Below are 23,080 nucleotides of genomic sequence, written 5' to 3' on the forward strand. Positions count from 1 at the left end.
ATCAGAGGTCGGCGGGCCGTGCTCAGCGGCGCGGGGTGACCGTGGCCAGCAGCTCCGGCTGCCGCCGGTCCAGCACGTCGCCGGCCAGGTACGCACCCAGCAGCGCCGCGCCCAGCCCATACGCCGCACCGACCGGCAGGGCCAACCAGAGCCAGGCGTCATCGAGCAGCGCCGCGGCCACCACCATCGGCACCCCGGCGACCGCCGCGACGACCATGGCCAGCAGGGTGAGCAGGCCCTTCGCCATGCCCGCACCGGTGTTCATCGCGAACGGGTTGCTCGTTTCCGGCAGCGAGTACGCCCCGAGTACCGACACGAAGCTGCTCACCGCCAGCCCGGCACCGTAGGTGGCGACCATGCTGCCGGCGGTCAGCCCGATCCAGCCCGGGTGGCCGAGCAGCAGCGACAGCGCCACCGCGACGACCGTCAGCATCGGCAGCACGTACAACGAGAAGGCCGTCATCCGCGCACGCAGCTCGACCCGGCCGGGCACCCCGGCCACCACGTTCGCGGCGTACGAGCTGCCGTCGAAGCCGAACTGGTTGGCCAGGGTGACCGAGGCGAGCACACCGACGAAGAGCATGGAGATGGTGACCAGGACCGGTGAGCTGTCGGCGGCACTCATCGTCATGCCCTGCTCGCCCTCGACGAAGCCCGCACCGCCGAGGTTGGTCATCACCGGCACGAAGATGCCGACCACCGCGATCGTGATCAGGTTGGCCCGGCGGCGGGCGTCCCGCCACCAGTAGCGGGCCTCCCGGGCGACCAGGGCGCCGAACCGGTCCCGACGCATCCGGCCGGTGATCCGGGGAAACAGCTGGGCGACCGCGCCACCGGCGGCGCCTCGCCGGACCGGGGCCCGGCCGGAGCTGACCGCTCCCACCATCGCCGACTCCAGCGACCGTGACCACCAGGCCAGCAGGGCGCCGAGCGCGACCACGGTGATCAGCAGCTTGACCGGAGCGGCCCAGACCCGCCCCTGGGCCATGTCGATGCCGGCGGTCCACGGTGCGCCGAACGGCGTCCACCCGATCACGGTCGCCACCCCGGTCAGCCGGTCCCAGTCCGTCTCGCGCAGCGCGGCCAGGCCGAAGATCTGCAGCGGGCCGAGCAGCGCGGCGGTCACCGCCAGCAGGACAGCCGCCAGGTCACGCACCCGGCGCGACCGCAGCATGCTGGCGAAGGCGCTGGTCACCGCCCGGCTGGCGGCCACACAGAGCAGCAGCCCGGCGACCACACCGACGACGGCCACCACTCCGGCGGACCAACCACCCAGCGTCCAGGCGGTGAGCACCAACCCGAACGTCGCGATCAGCATCGCCAGCGCCGACACGCTGACCAGGGCCGCGGAGAACAGGCCGACGACCAGGGTGCGGCGGGGCAGGGGCAGCAGCGCGAACCGGGCCGGGTCCAGTGTCTCGTCGACCCCGAAGAAGACCAGCGGCAGCAGCAGCCAACCGAGCACCAGCAGCCCGCCACCGCCCGCCGCGACCAGCATCGCGTACCGGCCGTTGTCCGTCATGCCCGGCACGGCGAAGAGGAAGAAGCCGCTGGCGGCGAACCAGAGCCCGACCAGCGCGCCGCCGATGAACATCGCGATCCGCCAGCCCTGGCCGCGGAAGCTGTTGCCCATCACCCGCAGTTTCAGCCGCAGGAAGTGCCGGGCGGAGACGGCGCGGACCGGCCCGGCGGGCGCGCCGGCGGTGCTCACCGGGAGAGCCACGACAGCTCCTCACCGGTCGCGGTACGCCCGCCGACCACCTCGACGAAGACCTGCTCCAACGAGCGGTCGCCGCGTACCTCCCCGATCGTGCCGACCCGCTTGATGACGCCCCCGGCGAGAATCGCCACGTGCGAGCAGAGCCGCTCGACGACCTCCATCACGTGGCTGGAGAAGACCACGGTGCCGCCGCCGGCCGCGTACCGGGTGAGGATGTCCCGGATCAGGGCGGCGGAGACCGGGTCGACGGCCTCGAACGGCTCGTCCAGCACCAGCACCCGGGGGCCGTGCAGCAGCGCGCAGGCAAGGCCGATCTTCTTCTTCATGCCCGCCGAGTAGTCCACCACCAGCGTCCGGCCGGCGTCGCCGAGGGCCAGCACGTCCAGCAGCTCCGCGGCCCGCTGGTCGACCACCGCCGGGTCCATCCCGCGCAACAACCCGTTGTACGCCAGCAGCTCCGCCCCGGTCAGCCGGTCGAACAGCCGGACCCCGTCCGGCATCACGCCGAGCAGCCGCTTGGCCGCGACCGGGTCCCGCCACACGTCGTGCCCGAGCACCCAGGCCGAACCGGCATCCGGCCGCAACAGCCCGACCGCCATCGACAGCGTGGTGGTCTTGCCGGCGCCATTCGGGCCGAGCAGGCCGTAGAAGGAGCCGGCGGGGACATCGAGGTCGACGCCAGCCACTGCGATCGTGCCGTCGAACCGCTTCGCCAGGCCACGCAGCGCCAGCGCGGGATGCTCACCAGTCATGAGCCGACGTTATCCGTCGGCTACCACTTGCGCGCTCCGGCGGCAGGCGGACCCGTCGTCATCCCCAGGACGGACGTCTCCTACATGCGGAGGGCCTCGGGGGTGTGCAGGCGGAGCATGGTGGCAGCGACGTCGGCGGGGGCCCGCCGACGGGTCGCCACCGACACCGCGACCATCACGGTGAAGGCCAGGGGCACCGTCCAGGCGGCCGGCTGCGCGGTGAGCGTGGCCGGCCAGCCGGACAGCGGCGGGCCGAGCACGGTGACCAGCACCGCGCCGATCGCCGCGCCGCCGCCAACCAGCACACCGGCGGCGGCGCCCAGATCGGTCAATCCGCGCCACCAGATGCCGAGCACCAGCAGAGGGCAGAAACTCGACGCGGCGACCGCGAAGGCGAGCCCGACCACCTGCGACACGTCCAGCCCGGCGAGGTTGAGCGCCAGCACCGCCGGCACGCCCCCGGCGATCACCGTGGCCAGCCGGAAGCCGCGCACCGAGCCTCGGCCGAGCACGTCCGTCGAGATCACCCCGGCGACGCTGGTCAGCAGACCGGACGAGGTGGAGAGGAAAGCCGCGAACGCGCCCGCCGCGACCAGCGCGGCGAGCAGCCGCCCGACCAGCCCGTCGCCGAGGGCCGCGCCGGGCAGCAGCACCACCACCGCGTCGGTCTGCCCGCTGACCAGCAACTGCGGGGTGTAGATCCGACCGAGCACCCCGTACAGGGTCGGGAGCAGGTAGAAGGCGCCGACCAGGGCCAGCACGACCAGCGTGGTCCGGCGGGCCGCCGCGCCGTCGGGATTGGTGTAGAAGCGGACCAGCACGTGCGGCAGACCCATGGTGCCCAGGAAGGTGGCCAGAATCAGCGAGTACGTGGCGAACAGGCCCCGGTCGTCGTCGCCGGCGGTGCTGGGCAGCAGCCAGTCGCCGGCGTCGGTGGCGACTCCGGACACCTCCGGCACCGGGTCGCCCGCGGTGAAGGTCAGCTCATCGCCGGGGCTCACCTCCCGGACGTCGCCGTCGGGCAGGGTGAGGGTCGCGCGGTGCTCGACCACGACGGTGGTCGCGGTCCGGAACGTCGGCCCGTCGGGAGGGGTCACCGCCGGCCGGGCATCGGCCTGCCACTGCAACGCCAGGAAGATCGCCGGTACGGCGAGCGCGGTCAGCTTGAGCCAGTACTGGAACGCCTGGACGAAGGTGATCGCCCGCATCCCGCCGAGCGCCACGTTCGCGGTGACGACGGCTGCCACCAGCAGGGCGCCGAGCGGGTACGGGGAGCCGGTCACCGTGGCCAGGGTGAGCCCCGCGCCCTGGAGCTGTGGCACCAGGTAGAGCCACCCGATGAAGATCACGAAGGCGGTGGCCAGGATGCGCAGCCGGCGCGATCCCAGCCTCAGCTCGCAGAAGTCGGGCAGGGTGAACGCGCCCGAGCGGCGCAGCGGTGCGGCCACGAAGAGCAGCAGGGCGAGGTAGCCGGCAGCGAATCCGACCGGGTACCAGAGCACGTCCACGCCGTACTTGAGGACGAGGCCGGCGATGCCGAGGAAGCTAGCCGCCGACAGGTACTCCCCGCCGATGGCGGCGGCGTTCCAGGTCGGACTGATCACCCGGGAGGCGACCAGGAAATCGGAGGTGGTCCGGGCCAGCCGCAGCCCGTAGAAGCCGATCCCGACGGTGACCAGGGTGACCGCGACGATAGCCGGGACCACGTAGTCGTTGCCCACCTCAGCGCTCCGGCCGCTGCACCAGGTCGGTGAAGTCCTGCTCGTTGCGCTCGGCCAGCCGCACGTACGCCCAGCCCACCGCGATCAGGAACGGGAAGGACGCCACCCCCAGCAGCAGCCAGGGCAGGTTGACGCCGGCGACCGTCGTCCGGCCGAGCGACGGTGCGATGGCGAACAGCCAGGGCAGCCCGCCGAGCCCGATGGCCACCACGAGCGAGAGCCGCAGCGCCAGCGCGAGCTGGGCCCGGACCAGGCCGCGGACCAGCGCCTCGCCGACCTGCGTCTGCTGCGCCAGTTCGGCGCGGGTCCGCTCGGCGCGGGTGTCCTGCCGGGTGATGTCGGCCAGCACGATCCGGGTCCGGCGGGGCGGCGGTGCCGTACCGCCGGGCCCCACGTCTGGGAGTCGCTCGGCCACCCCGGCAGTCTCACCCGCCCTGCCGGAATGTCAAGCAGTCTCGTTCACCAGCGCAGTGGGTGGCATTGTGAATAACCTGTGGAGAACGGGTCACCCCTGTGGATAACCCAGTGGGCATCGCCGTGCGGGCCCCGCCTGGCAGCCCACCGGCGTCGTCCTCACTCCAGCCCGACGCGTTCCGGGCGGGCGGAGGCGGAGCCGAGCCAGGTGTGCGGGTTGCCGTGCCAGCACCAGCCCAGTTTTGGCGCGCCCTGGCTGATCCAGATCGCTGGCACCCGCTTGTCGCCGCAGCGCGAGCCGACCAGCGAGAAGCACTTGTTCTTCGCCAGCGCCGCTGGGTACAGGGTGACGAAGGCGAGCCCCTCGTCGATGGTGAGCGGCAGTCGGTCCTGGCCGATGATCACCTCCATCGCAGACGCGGGGGCCAGGTTCAGCGTCTCCTCACCGCGGTCCACATCGAAAAGCAGGTACGCGGGACCCGGCGGCACCTCCAGTTCCTTGATCGGATCGAACTTCGGCAGGTCGTCCTCGCCGTAGTGCCGGTCGAGGAAGCCGGGCTTGCGCTTGCCGGCCAGCGTGGTGAGTGCCAGCCGCTGCTCGACCGTTGCCAGGTCGCGGGTGATGACCAGCAGGAACGGCACCCGGCCCTCGGTCGGTGCGGGCAGCCCGGCCGCGCCCGCGATCGCCGCCGCGCGGAGTGGGGCGACCACGGCACGGAAGGCGTCCTCGGTCAGGTCGGCGAGCGCCGGGTATCCCAGCTCCACCAGGCGGTCGAGCTGGCGGTCGAATTCGGTGGCGGCGTCGAACACGGGCGGGCTCCATTCGTCGTTCGCTCGGGATACCGTACGACGTACGACAAGGATGGGTTATTCCCGCTGCGTGATGCAACCCTCGTGGGCGACGACTCCGTCGTACGACCGTGATGGTCAGCAAAGAGGGAAGACCGCGGTGAGGCGGGCCGAGGAGGACGACTTCCACGACTTCGTCGCGGACCGGATGGACCGCTGGCGACGGAGCGCGTTCCTGCTCTGTCAGGACTGGCACGCCGCCGACGACGTCGTCTCGGTCACGGTGGCGAAGCTCTACCGGAGCTGGCGCACGGTGCGTCGGGCGGAGAACCGCGACGCGTACGCGCAGCGGGTCCTGACCCGCTCCTGGCTCGACGAGCGGCGCCGGCCCTGGAGCAACCGGGAGCAGTCGTGGGCGGAGGTGCCGGACGTGGCCGGCGCCGTGCCGGAGACGGTGACCGATCGCGACGGGCTCGCCGCGTTGCTGCGCTCGCTCGCCCCGAAGCAACGGACGGTGCTCGTCCTGCGCTTCTACCTCGACTACTCGGTCGAGGAGACCGCCAGGATGCTCGGCATCTCCGCCGGCACCGTCAAGAGCCAGTCCGCACGCGGGCTGGCGAACCTGCGCACCGCCGTCAACCGTCAGTACTGAGCGGGAGGCACCAGATGAGTCACCAACTGTTCGACGAGTTGATCGGCACCCCCCCGCCGCCCAAGGTCGATGTCAGGGGCATCGTCCGGCGGGAGCGGCGGGCCAGGGCCGCCCGGCGGCTCGGCGGCTCGTTCGCCGCCGTGCTGGCTCTGGCGGTGGCCGGCGGCGTCAGCGCCGCCGTACGCCATCAGGAGCCCGGTGCGGCACCGACCACGCCGCAGGCCGCTGCCTCCTCGCCCGCTGCGGACACCCGGTTCCGCCTGGTCTTCGACACCGACGAGACGGCCGACGCCACCGCCAAGCGCCTCAGCCAGGAGCTGGACCGGGCGCTGCGGACGGTGGCGCCCGGCGCGAAGTGGACCTGGATGCCGGACTACGTCGGCGAGCCTCGCAAGCCGGACGGGCAGCCGCCAGAGTTCACCCACCGGGGCACCCCGGACTTCGTCGGTACCTCCTCCGGCATCTCCTACCAGGGGCGCAAGGGTTCCCTGGGCGTGTCGGTCACACCGGACGTGTATCCGGACGCGTCCGACGGACCGGCCGGGTTTCACTGGCCGTGCCAGCTGCCGCCGGGCATCCACGAGGACAGCCGTTACCGCAGGATGTGCGAGGCGGGCACGACCCCGAGCGGCGCCCAGATGAAGATCGAGACGCTGACCGGTAAGCGGCAGAAGAGCGTGCAGTACCTCGTCGCGATCCAGTTGCCCGGCAACCGGGCGCTCCAGGCGGACGTGCTGAACATGGTCGGGGTCGACGAGTCGGCCGTTCCCGCGCAGGCGCAGGCTCCGCTGTCCATGGAGCAGCTGAAGGCCATCGCACTGGCGATCGCCGACCAGGTCAAGGCCTGACGATCGCCGAGGCGGAGAGGATCCGACGAGGGTGAGCGGGGCTGGGAGCCGGGGTCACCGGTTCCAGTCCTGCTTCGCCGCCCGCACCAGCTTGTCCTTCAGCTCCCGGGTGTGCCGCCGACTCACCGGCAGTTCCGTCCCGTCGATCACCACCACGTAGCCGGAGTTGACCAGCCGCAGCTCCGCGATCAACTTCAGCTGGACCAGGTACGACCGGTGCACCCGGACGAAACCGGCGTCGGCCCACCGCTCGGCGAGCGTGGCCAGCGAGACCCGCACCAGGTGTGACCCCTCCGCCGTGTGCAACCGGGCGTAGTCCCCCTGGGCCTCCACCCAGCGCACCGCCGAGCGGGGCAGCATCCGGGTGGTGCCGGCCAACTCGATCGGGATGGTCGGGTCCTCCTCGGCCCGGGCCAGCGCCGCCGGATGCGACGGCACCACCCGCGAACCGATCACCCGGCGCAGCGACTCGGCCAGCCGCTCGGCGCGCACCGGTTTGCGTACGTAGTCGGTGGCCCCCAGGTCGAAGGCGTCCACCGCGCCGTCGTCGTACGCGGTGACGAAGACGATCGCCGGTGGCCGGGCGAACCGGCGCAGCACCCGGGCCAGCTCCATGCCGTCCAGGCCGGGCATCCGGATGTCCAGGAAGACCACGTCCACGTCACCGTCGCGGAGCAGCCGCAGCGCCTCGGTGGCGTCCCCCGCCGTGTGCAGACGGGCCACCCGGGGGTCGGCCCGCAGGTGGTACGCCAGCTCGTCGAGCGCGGGCGGCTCGTCGTCCACCGCCAGCACCCGGAGGAAACCGGATGCGCTCACGACCCGGCCCGCACGCCGGGATGGAACTTCGGCACCCGCATGCTCACCCTGGTGCCCGAGCCGAGTCCGGTCTCGACGACCAGGCCGAACCGGTCCCCGAAGACGGACCGCAGGCGCTCGTCGACGTTGGAGAGGCCGACGTGCTGGCCCGTCTCGTCGCCTGGGTCGCCGGTGCTGCGGGCCAGCTCGGCGATGCCGGCGGTCAGCGTGGTCGGATCCATTCCCACCCCGTCGTCCTCCACGGTGATGTGGCATTCGGCACCCGCGTCCCGGGCCTCGATGCTCACCATGCCTGTGCCCGGCTTGCGGGACAACCCGTGCCGGACCGCGTTCTCCACGAGCGGCTGCAGGCAGAGAAACGGCAGCGTCACCGGCAGCACCTCCGGGGCGATCTGCAACCGCACCTGCAACCGGTCGCCGAACCGGGCCCGCTCGATGGTCAGGTAGCGGTCGATCGACCGCAGCTCCTCGGCCAGCGTGGTGAACTCCCCGTGCGCCCGGAACGAGTACCGGGTGAACTCCGCGAACTCCAGGATCAGCTCGCGGGCCCGCTCCGGGTCGGTGCGCACGAACGAGCCGATCGCGGTCAGCGCGTTGTAGATGAAGTGCGGGCTGATCTGCGCCCGCAGCGCCCGGATCTCGGCCCGCGCGAGCCGCTCCCGCGACGAGTCCAGCTCAGCCAGGGCGAGCTGGTTGCCGGCCCAGTGCGCGGTCTCCAGGGTGGCCTGCACCAGCCCGGGCGCCGGCGGGCTGTCGGCGATCGCCACCAGCGCGCCGACCACCCGGCCGTCCGCGCCCTGCAGGGGTGCGACCACCGCTCCCCGGATCGGGCAGTCCACCCGGTCACAGCGCAGCTCGGATTCACCGAGCACCGTCGAGCGCCCGGTCTCCATCGCCCGGCGGGCCGCCGCGAGCAGTTGCTCGCCGTGGTGCGCGCCGCGTCCATCGAGGGCGAGCACCACGTCGGCGTCGGTGAGCGCCAGCCCGACCGCCCCCACCAGAGCCCGCAGATGGCGTACGGCCTTCGCCGCGCCCGCCGCGCTCAGCCCCGCCCGCAGCGGTTCGGCGGCCAGCCCGGCGGTGTGCAGCACCTCGTAGGTGGCCCGCTGGGTGGCGGTGGCGATGCCCCGGCGGGCACGCAGGCGCAGCACCGCCAACAGGGCCGCGGTCAGCGCGGTGACCAGTGAGACGACGCCGACGACGGCGGAGAGGTTGCCACCCACGCAGCGATCCTGGCCCCTCCGGGCCGGCGAGCCAACCCCTAGTACGCGCCCTTGCGGGCGAGCACGACCCCCACGGTGCGCCACAGGATGCTCAGGTCGTACGCCAACGACCAGTTGTCGACGTAGTAGAGGTCGAGCCGGACGGACTCGTCCCAGGACAGGTCCGAGCGGCCGGAGACCTGCCACAGGCCGGTCATGCCGGGGCGGACCAGCAGCCGGCGGCGCACGTCGCCCAGGAAGTCGCCATCGTCGGCCGGCAACGGGCGGGGCCCGACCAGCGACATCTCACCCCAGAGCACGTTGATCAGCTGCGGCAGCTCGTCCAGCGAGGTGGCCCGCAGGAAGCGGCCCACGGGGAAGACCCGCGGGTCCTCCTTCATCTTGAACAGCATGCCGTCGGTCTCGTTCCGGTCGACCAGGCTCGCCAGCCGGTCCTCGGCGTCGACGTACATGGTCCGGAACTTCCACACCCGGAACGTGCGTCCCTCGTGCCCCACCCGCGGCTGGCGGAAGTAGACCGGCCCGGGGTCGGAGATCCGGATCGCCACGGCGATGGAGAGGAAGAGCGGAGCCAGCAGCAGCAGACCGAGGCCGGCGGCGACCCGATCCATCAGGTTCTTGGCCAGCAGCGCCGGCCCGGAGAGGGTCGGCTCCTCGACGTGCAGCAGCGGCAGACCCTCGATCGGCCGGATGTGCACCCGGGGACCGGCGATGTCGGTCAGCTGGGGCGCGACCACCAGATCGACGCCGGAGCCCTCCAACTGCCAGGCCAGCCGGCGCAGCTCACCCGGCTCGGCGCTGGCCGACCCGCAGATCGCGATGGTGTCCCCGCCGACCTCCCGGACCAGGGCCAGCACGTCCCGGCCGGCGTGCACCGGCACCGGGGTCGGCATCCCCCGGGCCGCGGCGTAGCCGTCGGTGATGTGGATGGCGACCGGCACCAGCCCGGCGTTCGGGCTGCGGGTGACCGCCGCGTAGACCTCCAGGCACTCCGGCAGGGTGCCGACCAGCACCATCCGGTGCGCGGCCTGGCCGGCCCGGCGGCGGATGTAGTGCAGCGCCCAGCGGGCCACGAAACGGCCCCAGAGGATCAGCACGGTGGCGCCCACCAGCGCGGTGCCCACCGTGTACCGGGAGAGCTGGGTCACAGTGGCGAAGGCGAGGAACGAGACGCTCGCGGCGACCGTCACCGCGCCCCGGATCACGCGCTTGAACTCGTCCGGCCCGAGCCCCAGGTAACGCCGGTCGTAGGCCCGGTTGCCCCAGAGGATGATCACCCAACCGAGTGGGAGCAGGAGATAGGAGATGGTGTGGAACCAGGTCGGGTCCTGCTTGGTGCCGGAGAAACCGGAGGCCGCCTGATCGAAGAGCTGGATCGCGATCCAGCTGGCGAAGGCCGCCGCCCCGAAATCGAGCACGAGGAGGATCGCCGTGTAGGGGCGGTGCCAGCGGGAGACACGGCGTCGCGCCCTGGCCCATGCCGACCGGGGGACGCCGTTGTGCGACGGCGGGGTCGGCGGCTGGATTTCGAAGCTGTCGACGTGCCGCACGAGTCTGCTCCGGCCTTCGTTGGTTACCGGGCGCTGGAGGCTTGCCGTCACCTCACCCATGTCCTCCCGCATGACACGTGCCGCTCACTCGCCGTGAGGGCCCGGGTCGCCCACCGTCCCAGTCTCCCACGCGGGATCCGACCGGTCGCGGCCCCGGAAAGGATTGGCGACCGATGGTGCCGGCGGGATCTGGCCGGCTCCGCACCATTTCAGAAGCCGGGGACCGGGCCACTATACCGATGGATGCGCGTGTGGCGGGAACCGTGGACCGGCGCTTCGGCCCAGTCGGGTCGATTCCGCTCCGTAATCGCCGAGTGGGATTACTCACCGTACGAGGCGGGACAACCGTCGGTCAGCGAGCGGCTTGCCGCCGGTCTGGCACGTCGGGCAGTACTGAAGGCTCGAGTCAGCGAACGACACCTCCCGCACGGTGTCACCGCAGACCGGGCAGGGAAGGCCGGTGCGGGCGTGCACCTTCAACCCGGAGCGCTTCTCGCCCTTCAGCTCCGCGGCACGCTGCCCGAGGGACCGCTGGACCGCGTCGCCGAGCACCTGCCGGGTAGCCGCGTGCAGAGTGGCGAGCTGGTCGTCGGTGAGCCGGTCGGTGATCGCGAACGGGGACAGCTTCGCCGCGTGCAGGATCTCGTCGGAGTACGCGTTGCCCACCCCGGACAGCACCGCCTGATCGGTCAGCACCCCCTTGACCTGCCCGCGCCGGCTGCGCAGCCGCTCGGCAAAGGTGGGCAGGTCCGCGGCGAGCGCGTCCGGGCCCAGCTTGGCCACGCCGGGCACCGCCGACGGGTCCGTGACCAGGTACGCGGCCAGCTTCTTCTGCGTGCCGGCCTCGGTGAGGTCGAACCCGGAACCGTCGTCGAGGCGGACCCGCAGCGCGATCGGGCCCTTGCCGGGGCGCAGCGGGGTGGTGGCCGGGAACGCCTCCCGGTAGTGCAGCCAACCCGCCCGGGCCAGGTGGACCACCAGGTGCAGGTCGCCCTCGACGAGCACGTCGAGGAACTTGCCGTGCCGGCGGGCGTCGACCACCGCCCGCCCGGCGACCGCGGTCGGTGCCGGGTCGTACGTTTTCAGGGCGCTGATCGCGGCGACCTCGAGCCGGTCGACACGCCGCCCCACCGCGCGCTGTCGCAGGTAACCCGCGAGCGCCTCAACCTCCGGTAGTTCGGGCACCAGCCAACGGTAGCCTTCTTTCCCGTGAGAATCGTGGTGGCACACAACCGGTACCGGGAAGCCCAGCCCTCCGGCGAGAACACGATCGTCGACTCGGAGATCGCTCAGCTCGCCGCCGCCGGCGTGGAGGTGCTGCCGTTCATTCGCAGCTCGGACGAGATCCCGTCGATGTCGAAGGTGGCGAAGGCGCTGCTGCCGATCTCGCCGATCTGGGCGCCCCGGGCCCAGCACGACCTGAGCCGGCTGCTCACCGAGCATCGGCCGGACGCGCTGCACCTGCACAACCCGTACCCGCTGCTCTCGCCCTGGGTGGTGCGGACCGCGCACCGGCACGGCGTGCCGGTGGTGCAGACGGTGCACAACTACCGACAGGTCTGCTCCTCGGGGATCTACTTCCGCGACGGCGTGATCTGTCAGGACTGCAAGGGCCGGGCATTGGGGGTGCCGGCGATCAAGCATCGCTGCTACCGCGACTCGGCGGCGCAGAGTGCGCTGATGGCGACCACCCTGGCCGTGCACCGGGGAACCTGGCGGTCGGTGGACCGGTACATCGCGCTGACCACGGCGATCGCCGACCACCTGAGCGACTACGGCATTCCGGACGAACGGATCGTGGTGAAGCCGAACGCCGTGCCAGATCCGGGCCGGCCCGCGCCGCTCGGTGACGGTTTTCTCTTCATGGCCCGGCTGAGCCCCGAGAAGGGCGTCGACCTGCTGCTGGACGCCTGGCGCCGGCATCCGGTGGGCGCACTGGGCCCGCTGCGCGTGGCCGGGGACGGCGAGTTGCGCCCGCTGGTGGAGGCCGCCGCCGCCGAGCGACCCGACGTGGTCTACCTCGGTCAGCTCGACCGGGCCGGAGTGCGGGCGGCGGTCGAGGCGAGCGCGGTGGTGATCGCCGCCGCCATGTGGCACGACGTGCTGCCGACCGTGATCATCGAGGCGATGTCCAGTGGCCGGCCGGTGCTCGGCACCGCGTTGGGTGGCATCCCGTACCTGGTTGGGGCGGACGCCCCGCACGAGCCCGCCGGCACCGGGCCGGCCGAGGTCGCCTCCGCCGTCGCCGGGGGCGGCGGGTCGCCGATGCCGGCCGGAATCGGTCAGGGTGAGGCCGGCTGGGTGGTCGCCCCGGAGCCGGCCGCGCTGGCCGCCGCGCTACCGGTGGCCCGGGCCGGTGCCGCCGGGCTGGCCCCGGCCGCCCGCGCCCGCTACGAGCGGACCTTCCACCCCGACGTGGTCACCAAGCAGCTCATCAACATCTATGCCGGCATGGCCCGTACCGCGCACCGCCGCTGACCTCGGCCGTGCTTCCGCCCACCGCCCGCCACGCCCACCGCCCGCTGCTTCCCAGGGTGGCCGTCCCCCCTTCCGGCGGCCGGCGCACCGGCGGACCCGGTGGGGGTCAGCGCATGGAGGCGCGGGCGGAGAAGGCGATGCTCGCCAGCAGGAAGCCGCCGTTGACGATGGTGAACGCGACGATCACCCAGAGGACCAGCGCGGGGGCCACGGCCAGCACCAGGGCGGCCACGAAGATCACCGCGCCGTAGTCACGGACCAGCTTCACCAGGCGGACCGGCAGCGAGGTCGAGGTGACCATGCTGGCCGCGTTCGGGCCGGCCTGCATCACCGAGGTGACCAGGTTGACCATCCAGGTGCCGGCGAAGGTCGCCACCAGCCAGGTCGGGGTCGACGGCTCCTGCGCCACCGCCGTGGCGGCCAGCGCCGCCACCAGGGCGATCTGCGCGGCCACGTCGCACAGCACATCGACCCGGGCACCGGCCGCGCTGCCCTGGCCGGTCACCCGGGCCAGTTGCCCGTCCGCACAGTCCAGGGAGTACGCCACCTGCCAGCCCACCAGGGCGAGCACGCCGACCACCCAGGCCGGCACGTCACCGGCCGCGACCGGGCCGGCGAGCGCCACCACGGTGACCGAGGTCGCCAACCCGAGCACCAGGTTGGTGATGGTCAGCGTGGTCGGCCGCAGCCCCAGCCGCTGGGCGACCAGCGCGAAGGCGGCGCCCAGCCACTGGCTGATCGACTCGCTGAACAGACCACCGCCCCGGTTCACCCGGTGGAAGTCGGCGATGGTGGGACGGGGGTCAGCCAAGCTGGTCGCGGATTGCACCGGCGTAGTCTGCCAGCCGCTCCCGCGTCTCGGTAGGCGACAACGCCAGGTGCTCGAGGATCGTGTACCGGTCCGGTCGGGTGCGCGGTGCGAACTGCACCGCCTCGACGAACTGGTCGTCGGTCAGCCCCACCTCGGCGGGAAGCCGGGGCAGCGCGTGCCGGGACAGACAGGCCGACATCTCCCCGAAGCGGCGGAGATCCCCACGCAGCCAGGTGCAGAAGAGCGCGCCCAGCCCGGCCAGCTCGCCGTGCGAGGCGGTGCCGGGGAAGAGCGCGTCCACCGCGTGCATGATCTCGTGGCAGCCGCCGCTGGACGGGCGACTGGTGCCGCAGACCGCCATGGCGAGGCCGCTGGAGATCAACGCCTCGGCCAGCACGGTGACGAACGCGTCGTCGGTCATGTCGCCCGGATGGTTCAGCACCGCTTCGGCGCCCGCCCGGGCCAGTGACGCGGCCAGTCCGTCGACGGGCTCGCCGCGTACCTGGCGGGCGAGCTCCCAGTCCGCCAACGCGCTGATGTTACTGATGACGTCACCGATGCCGGCTCGGTTGTGCCGGTCAGGACCGCTTTCCACGAAGTCCAGGTCAACGATCACCGCGATCGGGATGTGCACCCCGTAGGAACCCTTGATCCCATCGGTGATCAGGCTCGCCACCGGGGAGGCGATGCCATCGTTGGCCAGGCTGGTGGCCACCGAGACCATCGGCAGGCCCCGCCGGGTGGCCGCGTACTTCGCCACGTCTATGGTCTTGCCGCCGCCGATGCCGACCACCGCGTCGTACGAGCGGGCGCGCAGCTTGCCGCCCAGGTCGTCGGCGGCGTCCAGAGTCGCCCCGGCGACGGTGAACACGTCGGCCGACCGCAGTGACGGTCGGATCAGCTCGGCGATCTGGGCACCCTGGCCCGGACCGACCACCACCGCGACGTCGCCGCCGGCGGAGATTCGCCCGTCCGCCAGGATCGCGCCGAGGTCGGCCACCGCGCCCCGCCGCACGTCGATGTGGAGCGGGGTCAGCACGCTTCGGGCTAGTAGCGGCACGCGATCTCCCGCGCGCGGGCCAGGTCGGCGTGGTTGTCGACCTCGACCCAGGGCACGTCGCCGATCGGCGCCGCCCGCACCTCGCCACCCCGGTCGGCGAACTCCTGGTAGCCGTCCTCGTAGTACAGGTTCGGGTCGCGCCGCCAGGTGGCCTCCAGCGCGTCGGCGAGGGCGTCGGCGACCTGCGGCTCGATCAGCGTGGCGCCGATGTACTCCCCGTACGCCTCGCCCGGGTCCATCACCTTGGTGATCCGGGTGAGCTGGCCGGCGGCGTCGAAGATGGTCTTCATCTCCTCCTCGGCCAGCGGCTTGAGCGTGTCCACGGCGAGCAGGATGCCTGGCCCACGCTCCGCGAGCAGGGTCTTCTCCACGCTCACCGGGTGCACGGTGTCCCCGTTGACCAGCAGTACCCCGCGCGCGAAGTACTCCCGGGCCAGCCAGAGCGAGTAGGCGTTGTTCCACTCCTCGGCCTTGTCGTTCTGCACCAGGGTGAGCGTGACCCCGTACCGCTTCTCCAGGTCGGCCTGCCGCTCGCGGACCGCGTCCGCCGCGTAGCCGACCACGATCACGATGTCGGTGAGCCCGACTTCGGCCAGGTTGCCCAGCGCGATGTCCAGGATCGTGGTCTCCCCGTCCACCGGCACCAACGCCTTGGGCAGCGTGTCGGTGTACGGGCGCAGCCGGCGCCCTGCCCCGGCCGCGAGCACCATCCCGATCATCCCGACATCCTCCCTCGTCCTGCTCCCCGTCACCGGTGGAGGATAGCCCCGCGTGGACGAGCCGCTCCGGTCAACCAGGTCAGCCGGGCAGCGCCGCCAGGTCGGCGAGCATGGTCAACCGCTCCTCCGCGCTGAGCACGGCGTACGGGCCGGCCGCCCGCCGGTCGGTCTCCAGCTCGATGGCGAGCCGCTCCGGGCCGGCCGGCAGGGCGGCGATGCTCGACGCGGTGTGCCCGGCGGCGGTCCAGGCGGCGGCGTGCGCGTCGGCCCGGTGGTAGCGCATCGTGCCGAGCCGGTTGAGCAGCAGCACGCCCGGCGGGGTGCCGTCCGGCTCGTACGGGGGCGCCATCGCGGCGAACGCCGACGCGTCCCGGTCCCCCTCCTCGTCGGCCAGCACCAGGGCGTACGCCAGCAGCCGGCCGAGCGCCGCGACCAGCCGCGGCACCCGCTCGTCCTGCCCGGCCCACAGCTCCTCGGTGACCTCGGCGTGCACCTGGTACAGCTCGGTGAGGAACGCGGCACCGCGGTCGGTGGCGGAGAGCCCGCCGTCCGGGCGGCGGTGGATCATGCCGTGCGCCACGTGCTTGTCCACGCTCCGGTGGCAGACGACCGGGTCGCGGTACCGGGTGATCGCCGCGAACCCCGGCCCGTCCACCGTGCCGCTGGGTGCGGCCAGCCGGGTGCGCAGCTCCACCAGGAAGCCGGTCGCGGCCGGCCCGCCGTACCGCTGGCTCAGCTCGGCGCCACCACCGTTCCGACCGGCCAGCATGCCGGCGACGAAGGCCCGGTCCACGGCCGGGGCGAGCAGACCGGCGAACCGGTGCGGCGCCAGCTCGACGGTGTTCACAGACCGATCGACCGCAGGACGGCGAAGCCCTCCTCCGCGATCCGCCGGATCAGCCCGTCGTTGACGTGGCGGTGCTCGTCCAGAACGGTCACCTCGTGCTCGGCCAGCCACCGGTACTCGGTGTGCTTGCCGGCCTCCAGCTTCGGGTGGCCCAGGTCGCCGTCCACCCGGACCAGGAAGTCGTGCTCGATCCGGGCGAGACCGTCGTCGCCGACGTAGTGGTACTCACCCACCTGACCGAGGACGTGCGAGAGGGTCCAGCCGGTCTCCTCGGTGACCTCCCGCCGGAGCGCCTCGTCGACGTCCTCGCCCGGCTCCAGGTGGCCGCCGACGATGTCCCAGCAGTTGGGAAAGAGGCGCCGGTGCGGCGAGCGGCGCTGAAAGAAGATCCGGCCGTCGTGGTCGACGATCAGCGCGCCGGCGCAGCGCAGGGGCTCGGTGGACACCGTCCGACAGTAGCGAGCGTGCCGGCGAAACGGCGATGCCCGGTCTTGTCCAGGAGTCATTCACGGACCACCATGTCGGTACCGGATGCCACCGTCCCAAAGGGGTGATGCGTGATGCAGGTACGGGAAGCGATGTCCAGCCAGGTCCTCGTCGTCGGTCCGGAGCACACGCTCCGCCAGGCGGCCCGGATGATGTCGGCCCGTGGTGTCGGGTCGGCGGTCGTGATCGACCCGGACTCCGAGGGGATCGGGATCATGACCGAACGCGACGTGTTGAAGGCCATCGGCGCCGGCCTGGACTGCGACGTGGAACGCACCGGCGCTCACCTGACCTGGGACGTGGTCTACGCCGGCCCGGACTGGACGGTGGCCGAGGCGGCCGCCGCGATGGCCCGGGGCGGGTTCCGGCACCTGGTGGTGCTGGACGGCCGTGAGGTGGCGGGGGTGATCTCCGTCCGGGACATCATGCGGGTCTGGGCGGAGAGCCAGGTGGTCGCCGCGATCTGACCGGGCGCACCGGGGTTCGGGCGGGCAGGTGTGCCGGCCGGATCGACGGGTAGGGATACCTTGCGGGAGCGGAGACGCCGTGGCCCGTGGGGGAGGGTCCGATGCGCGACGCGGAGCGCCTGGTCGAGCAGCAGTACGCCATGCTCCTGCGTCGGGACGTGGCCCGGCTGCCGGACCTCTACGCCGCGGAGGCGTTCTACTCCATGCCGGGCGTCACGGTCCGCCCGATCGAGTTGCCCGCGCTGCTGCGGACCTGGACCGGCGCCTTCCCGGACCTGCGGGTCGACCCGCTGGGCGCGGTGCGCACGGCCGGGGGCGCGGCCGTGGAGCTGCGCCTGAGCGGCACCCACGCCGGCACGCTGCACTCGCCGTTCGGCACCGTCGCGCCCACCGGCCGCACGGTGAGCTGGGACGTGGCCGACGTGGTTCGGGCCCGCCGGGGACGGATCGTCGCCTGGCGGTCCTACTTCGACTGGAGCCAGCTCCTCGACGCGCTCGGCGTGCAGCTGGAGGGACTTTCCCGGGGAGCGCAGCACGACTCGCTCGGCCTTCCGGTCTGATCTGACGCCGACCGGTGGAGCCGGGTCACCCGACCCGGTGGCTCAGGATGCGGACATCGCCGTGCCGTCGGCGCGTCCCCCGCCGCCGCCCGTACGCTCAACATCCATGACCGCCGAGCAGCTGATCTCCTTCGCCCGTGGGGCTCCCTCGCTGGACATCGTCGATGTCGAGGGGCTCAAGGCCGCCGCCATCCGCGCCTTCGACGCCGACCCAGCCGGGGTCACGGCCTACGGCACCTCCGTCGGCTACGGTCCGCTGCGAAAGTGGATCGCCGAGAAGCACGGGGTCGAAGCCAATCAGGTGCTGGTCACCAACGGGTCGCTGCAGGCCGACGCGTTCCTCTTCGACCACCTGGTCCGCCCCGGCGACGCGGTGGTGGTGGAACGGCCGACGTACGACCGGACGCTGCTCAACCTCCAGCGAATGGGCAGCGAGCTGCACGGTGTCTCGGTCCAGCCGGACGGCCTGGACACCGCCGAGCTGCGCAAGTTGCTGGAGTCCGGGGTCCGGCCCCGGCTGGCGCACGTCATCCCGAACTACCAGAACCCGGCCGGCATGACGCTCTCCCTGGAGAAGCGCCGGGAGCTGCTCGACCTGGCCGCGGAGTACGAGTTCACGATCTTCGAGGACGACCCGTACGCGGACGTCCGGTTCCGCGGCGAGGCACTGCCGTCGATGCTCTCGCTGGACACCCGCAACGTGGTGGTGCACGCGTCGAGCTTCACCAAGACGGTCTGCCCGGGCGTGCGGGTCGGATACCTGGTCGGCTCGGCGGATCTGATCGCCGACATCGCCAAGAACGCGACCAGCCTCTACATCTCGCCCGGCATGGTGTCCCAGGCGATCGTGCACCAGTTCTGCGTCTCCGGCGACATCGACCGCTCGATCGAGACCGTCCGGGCGGCGCTGGGCGAGCGGGCCGGGGTGCTCGCCGAGTCGCTGCGCCGGCACCTGCCGCAGGCCCGGTTCGTGGAGCCGGACGGCGGCTACTTCCTCTGGGTGGAGTTCCCGGACGACGTGCTGGTCGACCGGCTCGCCTCCGCGGCGGCCGAGCGTGGGGTCGCCGTGGTCAAGGGCAGCGACTTCATGCTGGACGGCGGGCAGCACGCCCTGCGGCTGGCCTTCTCGGCGGTCACCGCCGACCGGATCGACGAGGGTGTCCGCCGGCTCGCGGCGGCCGTCGAGGCCGTCCGCGGCTGAGCTTTATGTCAATTTCCTGACAGAACGACGATGCCGGTCGTCGCGGGACTCCCGCCGGGGCGGCCGGCGGCTCACAATGCTGCGAGCGTCACCCGTCAGGTGCAGTGGAGATCGCCGTCCGGTTTTCCCGGGCCAACCCCCGCCCCGGTGACGCGTGCAGCACAACCCCCGCCCCCACAGGCGCCGGGTGGGCCGTGTCGTCCCCACACCCCCCGATGCGGCACGGCCCGCCCGGCGTCGCCCCACGCGACCGCCGTCACACGTGCCCTCCGCCGGGATCGGCGTAGCCTCAAGCCGCAGCCGAGCGCGGGGAGGTGGCGCGATGACGGATCGGGCAGGTCAGGACGGGACCACACCGTCGCACGCCGCTCGGGTGCTGCGACCCCGGGCGTGGCCGTCACCGGTCCGGGCGATGACCCGGATCCTCAACGCCGACGGCTCGCCGCCCGTGCCGACCCCGGCCGGCACCGGGCGCAGCGGCGTCGTCGACTGCGCGCTCTACGTCGACGGCAAGCGGCAACCCGGCGACTGGACGTACGCCGATGCGCTGGCCGCGGCCCGCCGCGAGGAGCACGGCTTCGTCTGGCTCGGGCTGCATGAGCCCGAACTGGCCGAGATGACCGCCATCGCGGACACCTACGGGCTGCACGAGCTGGCCGTCGAGGACGCGGTGAAGGCCCAGCAGCGTCCGAAGTTGGAGCGGTTCGGCGACGTCAGCTTCCTGGTGCTGCGCACCGCCCGGTACTGCGAGCATGCCGAGCTGAACGAGAACTCCGAGGTCGTCGAGACCGGCCAGGTGATGCTCTTCATCGGCCCGAACTTCCTGATCAGCGTCCGGCACGGCGACGCCTGCCGGCTCTCCCCGGTCCGTGCCGACCTGGAGACCAAGCAGGACCTGCTGCTCCAGGGCCCGTGGTCGGTCGCGTACGCGATCACCGACCGGGTGGTCGACCTCTACCTGGAGGTCGCCGAGCAGATCGAGGACGACCTCGACGTACTGGAGGCCGAGGTCTTCGACCGCAACGGCCATGGGCGGATTCAGCGGATCTACCAGATGAAGCGGGAGCTGGTGGAGTTCAAGCGGGCCGTGGTGCCGCTGCAGCGGCCGTTGATGACGTTGACCTCGCAGGTCAACCGGGAGGTTCCGAAGGAGATTCGGCGCTACTTCCGGGACGTGCAGGACCATCTCAGCCGCACCGTCGAGCAGGTGAACTCCTACGACGACCTGCTGAACTCGATCCTCCAGGCGCGGCTGGCCCAGGTCACCGTCGACCAGAACAACGACATGCGCAAGATCGCCGCGTGGGCGGCCATCGCCGCGGTCTGGACCTCCATCGCGGGCGTCGAGGGGATGAACTTCGACAACATGCCCGAGCTGAACATGACGTACGGCTATCCCGTCGTACTCGCCCTGATGCTCGGCGTCTCCCTGGCCCTCTACCGATGGTTCCGCCGCAACGGCTGGCTCTGACGCCGCGCGCGAAAGCGCCGGCGGGCGCGGGGAACGGGGAACCCGCGTCGCCGGCGCTCGATGCGCTGCCGCTGGGTCAGCGGCGGCCGTTGGTGCGGGTGGTGTCCTTGCCCAGCGCCTTGGTGAGGTCGTCGGCCGGGCGCCCGGAGGTGTCCTTGGCGCCCTCGGCGACCGAGGGGACCTTGTCGGTCGGGCGGACGCCGGCCGGCTTGGCGACACCGGTGGTGCTGGCACTGTCGCCACCGGCCACCGCCGAACTACCGGCGGCGGTCATCCCGGCCATGCTGGACCCGTCGGTCCCCTTGGTGGTGGACGGGGTCCGTACCTCGATCGAATCCACCTCGTCGCGCATCGGCTCCAGGTTGCGGGTTGGGTCGTACTCGGCCCACTCCTGCTGCTCGCGGCGGCGGCGCAGCGCGACCGCGCCAGCCAACCCGACGATGGCGCCCGCTGCGAGCAGCCCGGTCATCTTCGATCCGCGACGGCGCGGCTGCTTCTTCTTGCCGGTGATCCGCATGTTGTTCGACCTGGCCTTCCTGGTGAGCGGCCCCGCCTGCGCGGCGCCGTCACGGGCGGCCGCGGCCAGCGGTGCCAGCGTGGTGAGTGTCGTCCCCCAGCCGGTCGAGGCGCTGTCGCGCACTTTCGCCGCGGCCGGCTCGACGTAGCCGCGGGCCATCTGCACCCGTGGACCGACCGTCGCGCCCGCGCCCTTGGCGGCGTGGCTGGCTGCCTGCATCAGGTGGCTGATGCTCTGGTTCAGCTCGGCCCTGGCCAGCTGCCCCTCGGACTTACGCCGCCCGATTCCAAACACGGTCCCACCTCCTGGGAGTTGTTCCTTCGTCATCCTCCACCTTCGGATGCCTCCGCGATGCCAGATCGGGCACATGGGAGGATCCGCATGGAACTGACCAACGAGTGAGGAGTACCCGTGGCCGAGGCTGTCTACGCCACCTTGCACACCAACGCTGGCCCGATCCGGCTGGAGCTCTTCCCCAACCACGCGCCGAAGACGGTTCGCAACTTCATCGACCTGGCCGAGGGCAACCGGGAGTACACCGACCCGCGCACCGGTCAGCCGGGCAGCGGGCCGTACTACGACGGCACCATCTCGCACCGGGTGATCAGCGGCTTCATGGTCCAGATGGGCGACCCGACCGGCACCGGTCGGGGCGGGCCGGGCTACAAGTTCGCCGACGAGTTCCACCCGGAGCTGCGCTTCGATCGGCCTTACCTGCTGGCGATGGCGAACGCCGGACCGGGCACCAACGGTTCGCAGTTCTTCATCACCGTGTCCCCGACGCCGCACCTCAACAACCGGCACACCATCTTCGGCCAGGTGGCCGACGAGCAGTCGGTGAAGATCGTCGACTCGATCGCGAGCACCCCGACCGGCCCGAGCGACCGTCCGCTGCAGGACGTCGTCATCGAGCGGGTCGAGATCGAGCGGTCCGCTGCCTGATCGACAGGCGAGGTACCTTTGCTCGCATGATTGAGCGCTCCGGAGCACCGCACCGGCTGGCGTCGGTGGACCGCGCGGTGGCGGACGGAGGGTCGGCCCGGTGAGCGAGTCTCCGCCGACCACCCCGGTCTGCTACCGGCACCCCGGCCGGGAGACCTACGTCCGGTGCACCCGCTGCGACCGGCCGATCTGCCCGGACTGCATGCGGGAGGCGTCCGTCGGGCACCAGTGCCCGGAGTGCGTCAACGAGGGACGCCGCAGTGTCCGGCCGGCGCGTACCGCCTTCGGTGGTGGTACCGCCGGCCGGCACGGCTACGTCACCAAGGCGCTGATCGCGCTGAACGTGCTGCTCATGCTGCTCTCCATCGCCTCCGACCGTGGTGGGGACGCGGCGGTGGGCGGCTCCGGCTTCGGCGGCCTGATGGGCGGCAGCACGCCGCTGACCAACTGGGGTTCGGTGCTCGGGCTGGCGGTCTTCCCCGACGGCACGCTCGGTGGGATCGCCGACGGCGAGTGGTACCGGCTGGTCACCGCGATGTTCCTGCACTACGGCGTGATCCACCTGCTGCTCAACATGTGGGCACTGTGGGTGCTCGGCCGGTCGCTGGAGGCCAACCTCGGGCCGCTGCGCTTCGGCGCGCTCTATCTGATCGCGGGTCTCGGCGGCAACGTCTCGGCCTACCTGTTCAGCGCCCAGAACTCGGCCACCGCCGGCGCGTCGACCGCCGTCTTCGGCCTCTTCGCCGCGCTCATCATCATCGAACGCAAGTTGGGCCGGGACATCTCCCAGGTGATCCCGATCCTGGTGATCAACCTGGTGTTCACGCTGACCGTGCCGGGCATCTCCATCCCGGGGCACCTGGGTGGCCTGGTGGTCGGCGGGGCGATGGCCCTGGTGCTCGCGTACGCGCCGCGCGGTCGGCGCACGCTGGTCCAGGTCGCCGGTGGCGCGATCATCCTGCTGATACTGCTCGGGCTGGTCCTGTTCCGCACCGCGCAGCTGCTCGCCGGCTGACCGACCGGCTCACTGTCCGGC

At 72.1% G+C, this 23,080-nt stretch carries 24 protein-coding genes; 9 read left to right on the top strand and 15 right to left on the bottom strand.

Translation table 11 applies throughout. From position 1 onward, the window contains the following. Positions 1 to 22: 22 nt before the first annotated feature. The 5 genes from ACWD5O_RS03505 to ACWD5O_RS03525 form a co-directional block, all read right to left on the bottom strand. Positions 23 to 1,723 carry an ABC transporter permease gene (locus ACWD5O_RS03505; protein ID WP_387325056.1) on the bottom strand — a complete coding sequence of 567 codons (1,701 nt, stop codon included), beginning with the start codon at positions 1,721 to 1,723 and terminating at the stop codon, positions 23 to 25. After that, entirely contained in the window at positions 1,708 to 2,472 is a 765-nt protein-coding gene (locus ACWD5O_RS03510; RefSeq protein WP_354967175.1) for an ABC transporter ATP-binding protein, read from the bottom strand. Before ACWD5O_RS03510 ends, ACWD5O_RS03505 begins: the two co-directional genes overlap by 16 nt. A gap of 80 nt (positions 2,473 to 2,552) precedes the next feature. Beyond that, the gene (locus tag ACWD5O_RS03515) at positions 2,553 to 4,193 is read right to left on the bottom strand and encodes a sodium/solute symporter (RefSeq protein WP_449936780.1); all 1,641 of its coding nucleotides are present in this window, start codon (positions 4,191 to 4,193) and stop codon (positions 2,553 to 2,555) included. 1 nt (position 4,194) lies between these two features. Further along, positions 4,195 to 4,608, bottom strand: a complete 414-nt coding sequence (locus ACWD5O_RS03520; protein WP_354967177.1) for a DUF485 domain-containing protein — start codon at positions 4,606 to 4,608, stop codon at positions 4,195 to 4,197. 158 nt (positions 4,609 to 4,766) lie between these two features. Next, the gene (locus tag ACWD5O_RS03525; protein ID WP_354967178.1) at positions 4,767 to 5,417 is read right to left on the bottom strand and encodes a DUF5701 family protein; all 651 of its coding nucleotides are present in this window, start codon (positions 5,415 to 5,417) and stop codon (positions 4,767 to 4,769) included. A 139-nt stretch (positions 5,418 to 5,556) separates the two neighbouring features. Between ACWD5O_RS03525 and ACWD5O_RS03530 the strand changes: the two genes are divergently transcribed. Both ACWD5O_RS03530 and ACWD5O_RS03535 read left to right on the top strand, forming a co-directional pair. Then, the gene (locus ACWD5O_RS03530; RefSeq protein WP_449936777.1) at positions 5,557 to 6,048 is read left to right on the top strand and encodes a sigma-70 family RNA polymerase sigma factor; all 492 of its coding nucleotides are present in this window, start codon (positions 5,557 to 5,559) and stop codon (positions 6,046 to 6,048) included. A gap of 14 nt (positions 6,049 to 6,062) precedes the next feature. Further along, positions 6,063 to 6,896, top strand: coding sequence for a hypothetical protein (locus ACWD5O_RS03535; protein ID WP_449936775.1), 834 nt, complete (start codon positions 6,063 to 6,065; stop codon positions 6,894 to 6,896). Between the two features lie 54 nt (positions 6,897 to 6,950). Here ACWD5O_RS03535 and ACWD5O_RS03540 read toward each other — a convergent pair whose 3' ends face one another. From ACWD5O_RS03540 to ACWD5O_RS03555, 4 genes are all read right to left on the bottom strand, one after another. Then, the gene (locus ACWD5O_RS03540; protein WP_089018492.1) at positions 6,951 to 7,712 is read right to left on the bottom strand and encodes a LytR/AlgR family response regulator transcription factor; all 762 of its coding nucleotides are present in this window, start codon (positions 7,710 to 7,712) and stop codon (positions 6,951 to 6,953) included. Then, on the bottom strand, positions 7,709 to 8,935 hold the full coding sequence (locus tag ACWD5O_RS03545) for a sensor histidine kinase (RefSeq protein WP_354967181.1): 1,227 nt from the start codon (positions 8,933 to 8,935) through the stop codon (positions 7,709 to 7,711). Before ACWD5O_RS03545 ends, ACWD5O_RS03540 begins: the two co-directional genes overlap by 4 nt. 38 nt (positions 8,936 to 8,973) lie before the next feature. Continuing rightward, the gene (locus ACWD5O_RS03550) at positions 8,974 to 10,545 is read right to left on the bottom strand and encodes a sugar transferase (RefSeq protein WP_354967222.1); all 1,572 of its coding nucleotides are present in this window, start codon (positions 10,543 to 10,545) and stop codon (positions 8,974 to 8,976) included. 264 nt (positions 10,546 to 10,809) lie between these two features. Then, positions 10,810 to 11,670, bottom strand: a complete 861-nt coding sequence (locus ACWD5O_RS03555; RefSeq protein WP_354967182.1) for an Fpg/Nei family DNA glycosylase — start codon at positions 11,668 to 11,670, stop codon at positions 10,810 to 10,812. Positions 11,671 to 11,694: 24 nt separating this feature from the next. Between ACWD5O_RS03555 and ACWD5O_RS03560 the strand changes: the two genes are divergently transcribed. Continuing rightward, a complete protein-coding gene (locus ACWD5O_RS03560) occupies positions 11,695 to 12,963 on the top strand; it encodes a glycosyltransferase family 4 protein (protein ID WP_449936771.1) in 1,269 nt (422 codons plus the stop codon). Positions 12,964 to 13,069: 106 nt separating this feature from the next. On the opposite strand, the gene ACWD5O_RS03565 is transcribed toward ACWD5O_RS03560, so the two are convergent. From ACWD5O_RS03565 to ACWD5O_RS03585, 5 genes are all read right to left on the bottom strand, one after another. After that, a complete protein-coding gene (locus tag ACWD5O_RS03565; protein ID WP_354967184.1) occupies positions 13,070 to 13,792 on the bottom strand; it encodes a CDP-alcohol phosphatidyltransferase family protein in 723 nt (240 codons plus the stop codon). Further along, positions 13,767 to 14,834, bottom strand: coding sequence for an iron-containing alcohol dehydrogenase family protein (locus ACWD5O_RS03570; protein ID WP_449936769.1), 1,068 nt, complete (start codon positions 14,832 to 14,834; stop codon positions 13,767 to 13,769). Before ACWD5O_RS03570 ends, ACWD5O_RS03565 begins: the two co-directional genes overlap by 26 nt. Continuing rightward, positions 14,822 to 15,553 carry a phosphocholine cytidylyltransferase family protein gene (locus ACWD5O_RS03575; protein WP_354967186.1) on the bottom strand — a complete coding sequence of 244 codons (732 nt, stop codon included), beginning with the start codon at positions 15,551 to 15,553 and terminating at the stop codon, positions 14,822 to 14,824. The genes ACWD5O_RS03570 and ACWD5O_RS03575 overlap by 13 nt, the downstream gene beginning before the upstream one ends. Before the next feature lie 79 nt (positions 15,554 to 15,632). Further along, positions 15,633 to 16,400 (bottom strand): hypothetical protein, encoded by a 768-nt coding sequence (locus ACWD5O_RS03580; RefSeq protein ID WP_387325074.1) that lies wholly within the window; start codon positions 16,398 to 16,400, stop codon positions 15,633 to 15,635. After that, positions 16,397 to 16,846 (bottom strand): NUDIX hydrolase, encoded by a 450-nt coding sequence (locus ACWD5O_RS03585; RefSeq protein ID WP_387325077.1) that lies wholly within the window; start codon positions 16,844 to 16,846, stop codon positions 16,397 to 16,399. The genes ACWD5O_RS03580 and ACWD5O_RS03585 overlap by 4 nt, the downstream gene beginning before the upstream one ends. Before the next feature lie 114 nt (positions 16,847 to 16,960). Between ACWD5O_RS03585 and ACWD5O_RS03590 the strand changes: the two genes are divergently transcribed. From ACWD5O_RS03590 to corA, 4 genes are all read left to right on the top strand, one after another. Next, on the top strand, positions 16,961 to 17,353 hold the full coding sequence (locus tag ACWD5O_RS03590; protein ID WP_387325080.1) for a CBS domain-containing protein: 393 nt from the start codon (positions 16,961 to 16,963) through the stop codon (positions 17,351 to 17,353). Between the two features lie 101 nt (positions 17,354 to 17,454). After that, entirely contained in the window at positions 17,455 to 17,913 is a 459-nt protein-coding gene (locus ACWD5O_RS03595) for an ester cyclase (protein WP_387325083.1), read from the top strand. A 106-nt stretch (positions 17,914 to 18,019) separates the two neighbouring features. Next, a complete protein-coding gene (locus ACWD5O_RS03600; RefSeq protein ID WP_387325086.1) occupies positions 18,020 to 19,114 on the top strand; it encodes an aminotransferase-like domain-containing protein in 1,095 nt (364 codons plus the stop codon). A 322-nt stretch (positions 19,115 to 19,436) separates the two neighbouring features. Continuing rightward, positions 19,437 to 20,585 carry a magnesium/cobalt transporter CorA gene (gene corA, locus ACWD5O_RS03605; protein ID WP_354967191.1) on the top strand — a complete coding sequence of 383 codons (1,149 nt, stop codon included), beginning with the start codon at positions 19,437 to 19,439 and terminating at the stop codon, positions 20,583 to 20,585. A gap of 76 nt (positions 20,586 to 20,661) precedes the next feature. Here the strand turns inward: corA and ACWD5O_RS03610 are convergent, their stop codons facing one another. Next, positions 20,662 to 21,429 (bottom strand): hypothetical protein, encoded by a 768-nt coding sequence (locus ACWD5O_RS03610; RefSeq protein ID WP_354967192.1) that lies wholly within the window; start codon positions 21,427 to 21,429, stop codon positions 20,662 to 20,664. An 84-nt stretch (positions 21,430 to 21,513) separates the two neighbouring features. Here ACWD5O_RS03610 and ACWD5O_RS03615 point away from each other — a divergent pair, with 84 nt between their 5' ends. Then, positions 21,514 to 22,044 (top strand): peptidylprolyl isomerase, encoded by a 531-nt coding sequence (locus ACWD5O_RS03615; protein ID WP_354967193.1) that lies wholly within the window; start codon positions 21,514 to 21,516, stop codon positions 22,042 to 22,044. Positions 22,045 to 22,144: 100 nt separating this feature from the next. Next, complete coding sequence (locus ACWD5O_RS03620) at positions 22,145 to 23,059, top strand: rhomboid family intramembrane serine protease (protein WP_387325091.1); 915 nt, start codon at positions 22,145 to 22,147, stop codon at positions 23,057 to 23,059. The last annotated feature ends 21 nt before the right edge of the window (positions 23,060 to 23,080 follow it).

The organism is Micromonospora sp. NPDC005161, assembly GCF_053599855.1.

Coding starts and splice junctions, on each gene's coding strand:
- ACWD5O_RS03510 (WP_354967175.1), bottom strand. CDS start 2,472: ATGACTGGTGAGCATCCCGCGCTGGCGCTGCGTGGCCTGGCGAAGCGG.
- ACWD5O_RS03535 (WP_449936775.1), top strand. CDS start 6,063: ATGAGTCACCAACTGTTCGACGAGTTGATCGGCACCCCCCCGCCGCCC.
- ACWD5O_RS03550 (WP_354967222.1), bottom strand. CDS start 10,545: ATGGGTGAGGTGACGGCAAGCCTCCAGCGCCCGGTAACCAACGAAGGC.
- ACWD5O_RS03575 (WP_354967186.1), bottom strand. CDS start 15,553: ATGATCGGGATGGTGCTCGCGGCCGGGGCAGGGCGCCGGCTGCGCCCG.
- ACWD5O_RS03590 (WP_387325080.1), top strand. CDS start 16,961: ATGCAGGTACGGGAAGCGATGTCCAGCCAGGTCCTCGTCGTCGGTCCG.
- ACWD5O_RS03595 (WP_387325083.1), top strand. CDS start 17,455: ATGCGCGACGCGGAGCGCCTGGTCGAGCAGCAGTACGCCATGCTCCTG.
- ACWD5O_RS03600 (WP_387325086.1), top strand. CDS start 18,020: ATGACCGCCGAGCAGCTGATCTCCTTCGCCCGTGGGGCTCCCTCGCTG.
- corA (WP_354967191.1), top strand. CDS start 19,437: ATGACGGATCGGGCAGGTCAGGACGGGACCACACCGTCGCACGCCGCT.
- ACWD5O_RS03610 (WP_354967192.1), bottom strand. CDS start 21,429: ATGACGAAGGAACAACTCCCAGGAGGTGGGACCGTGTTTGGAATCGGG.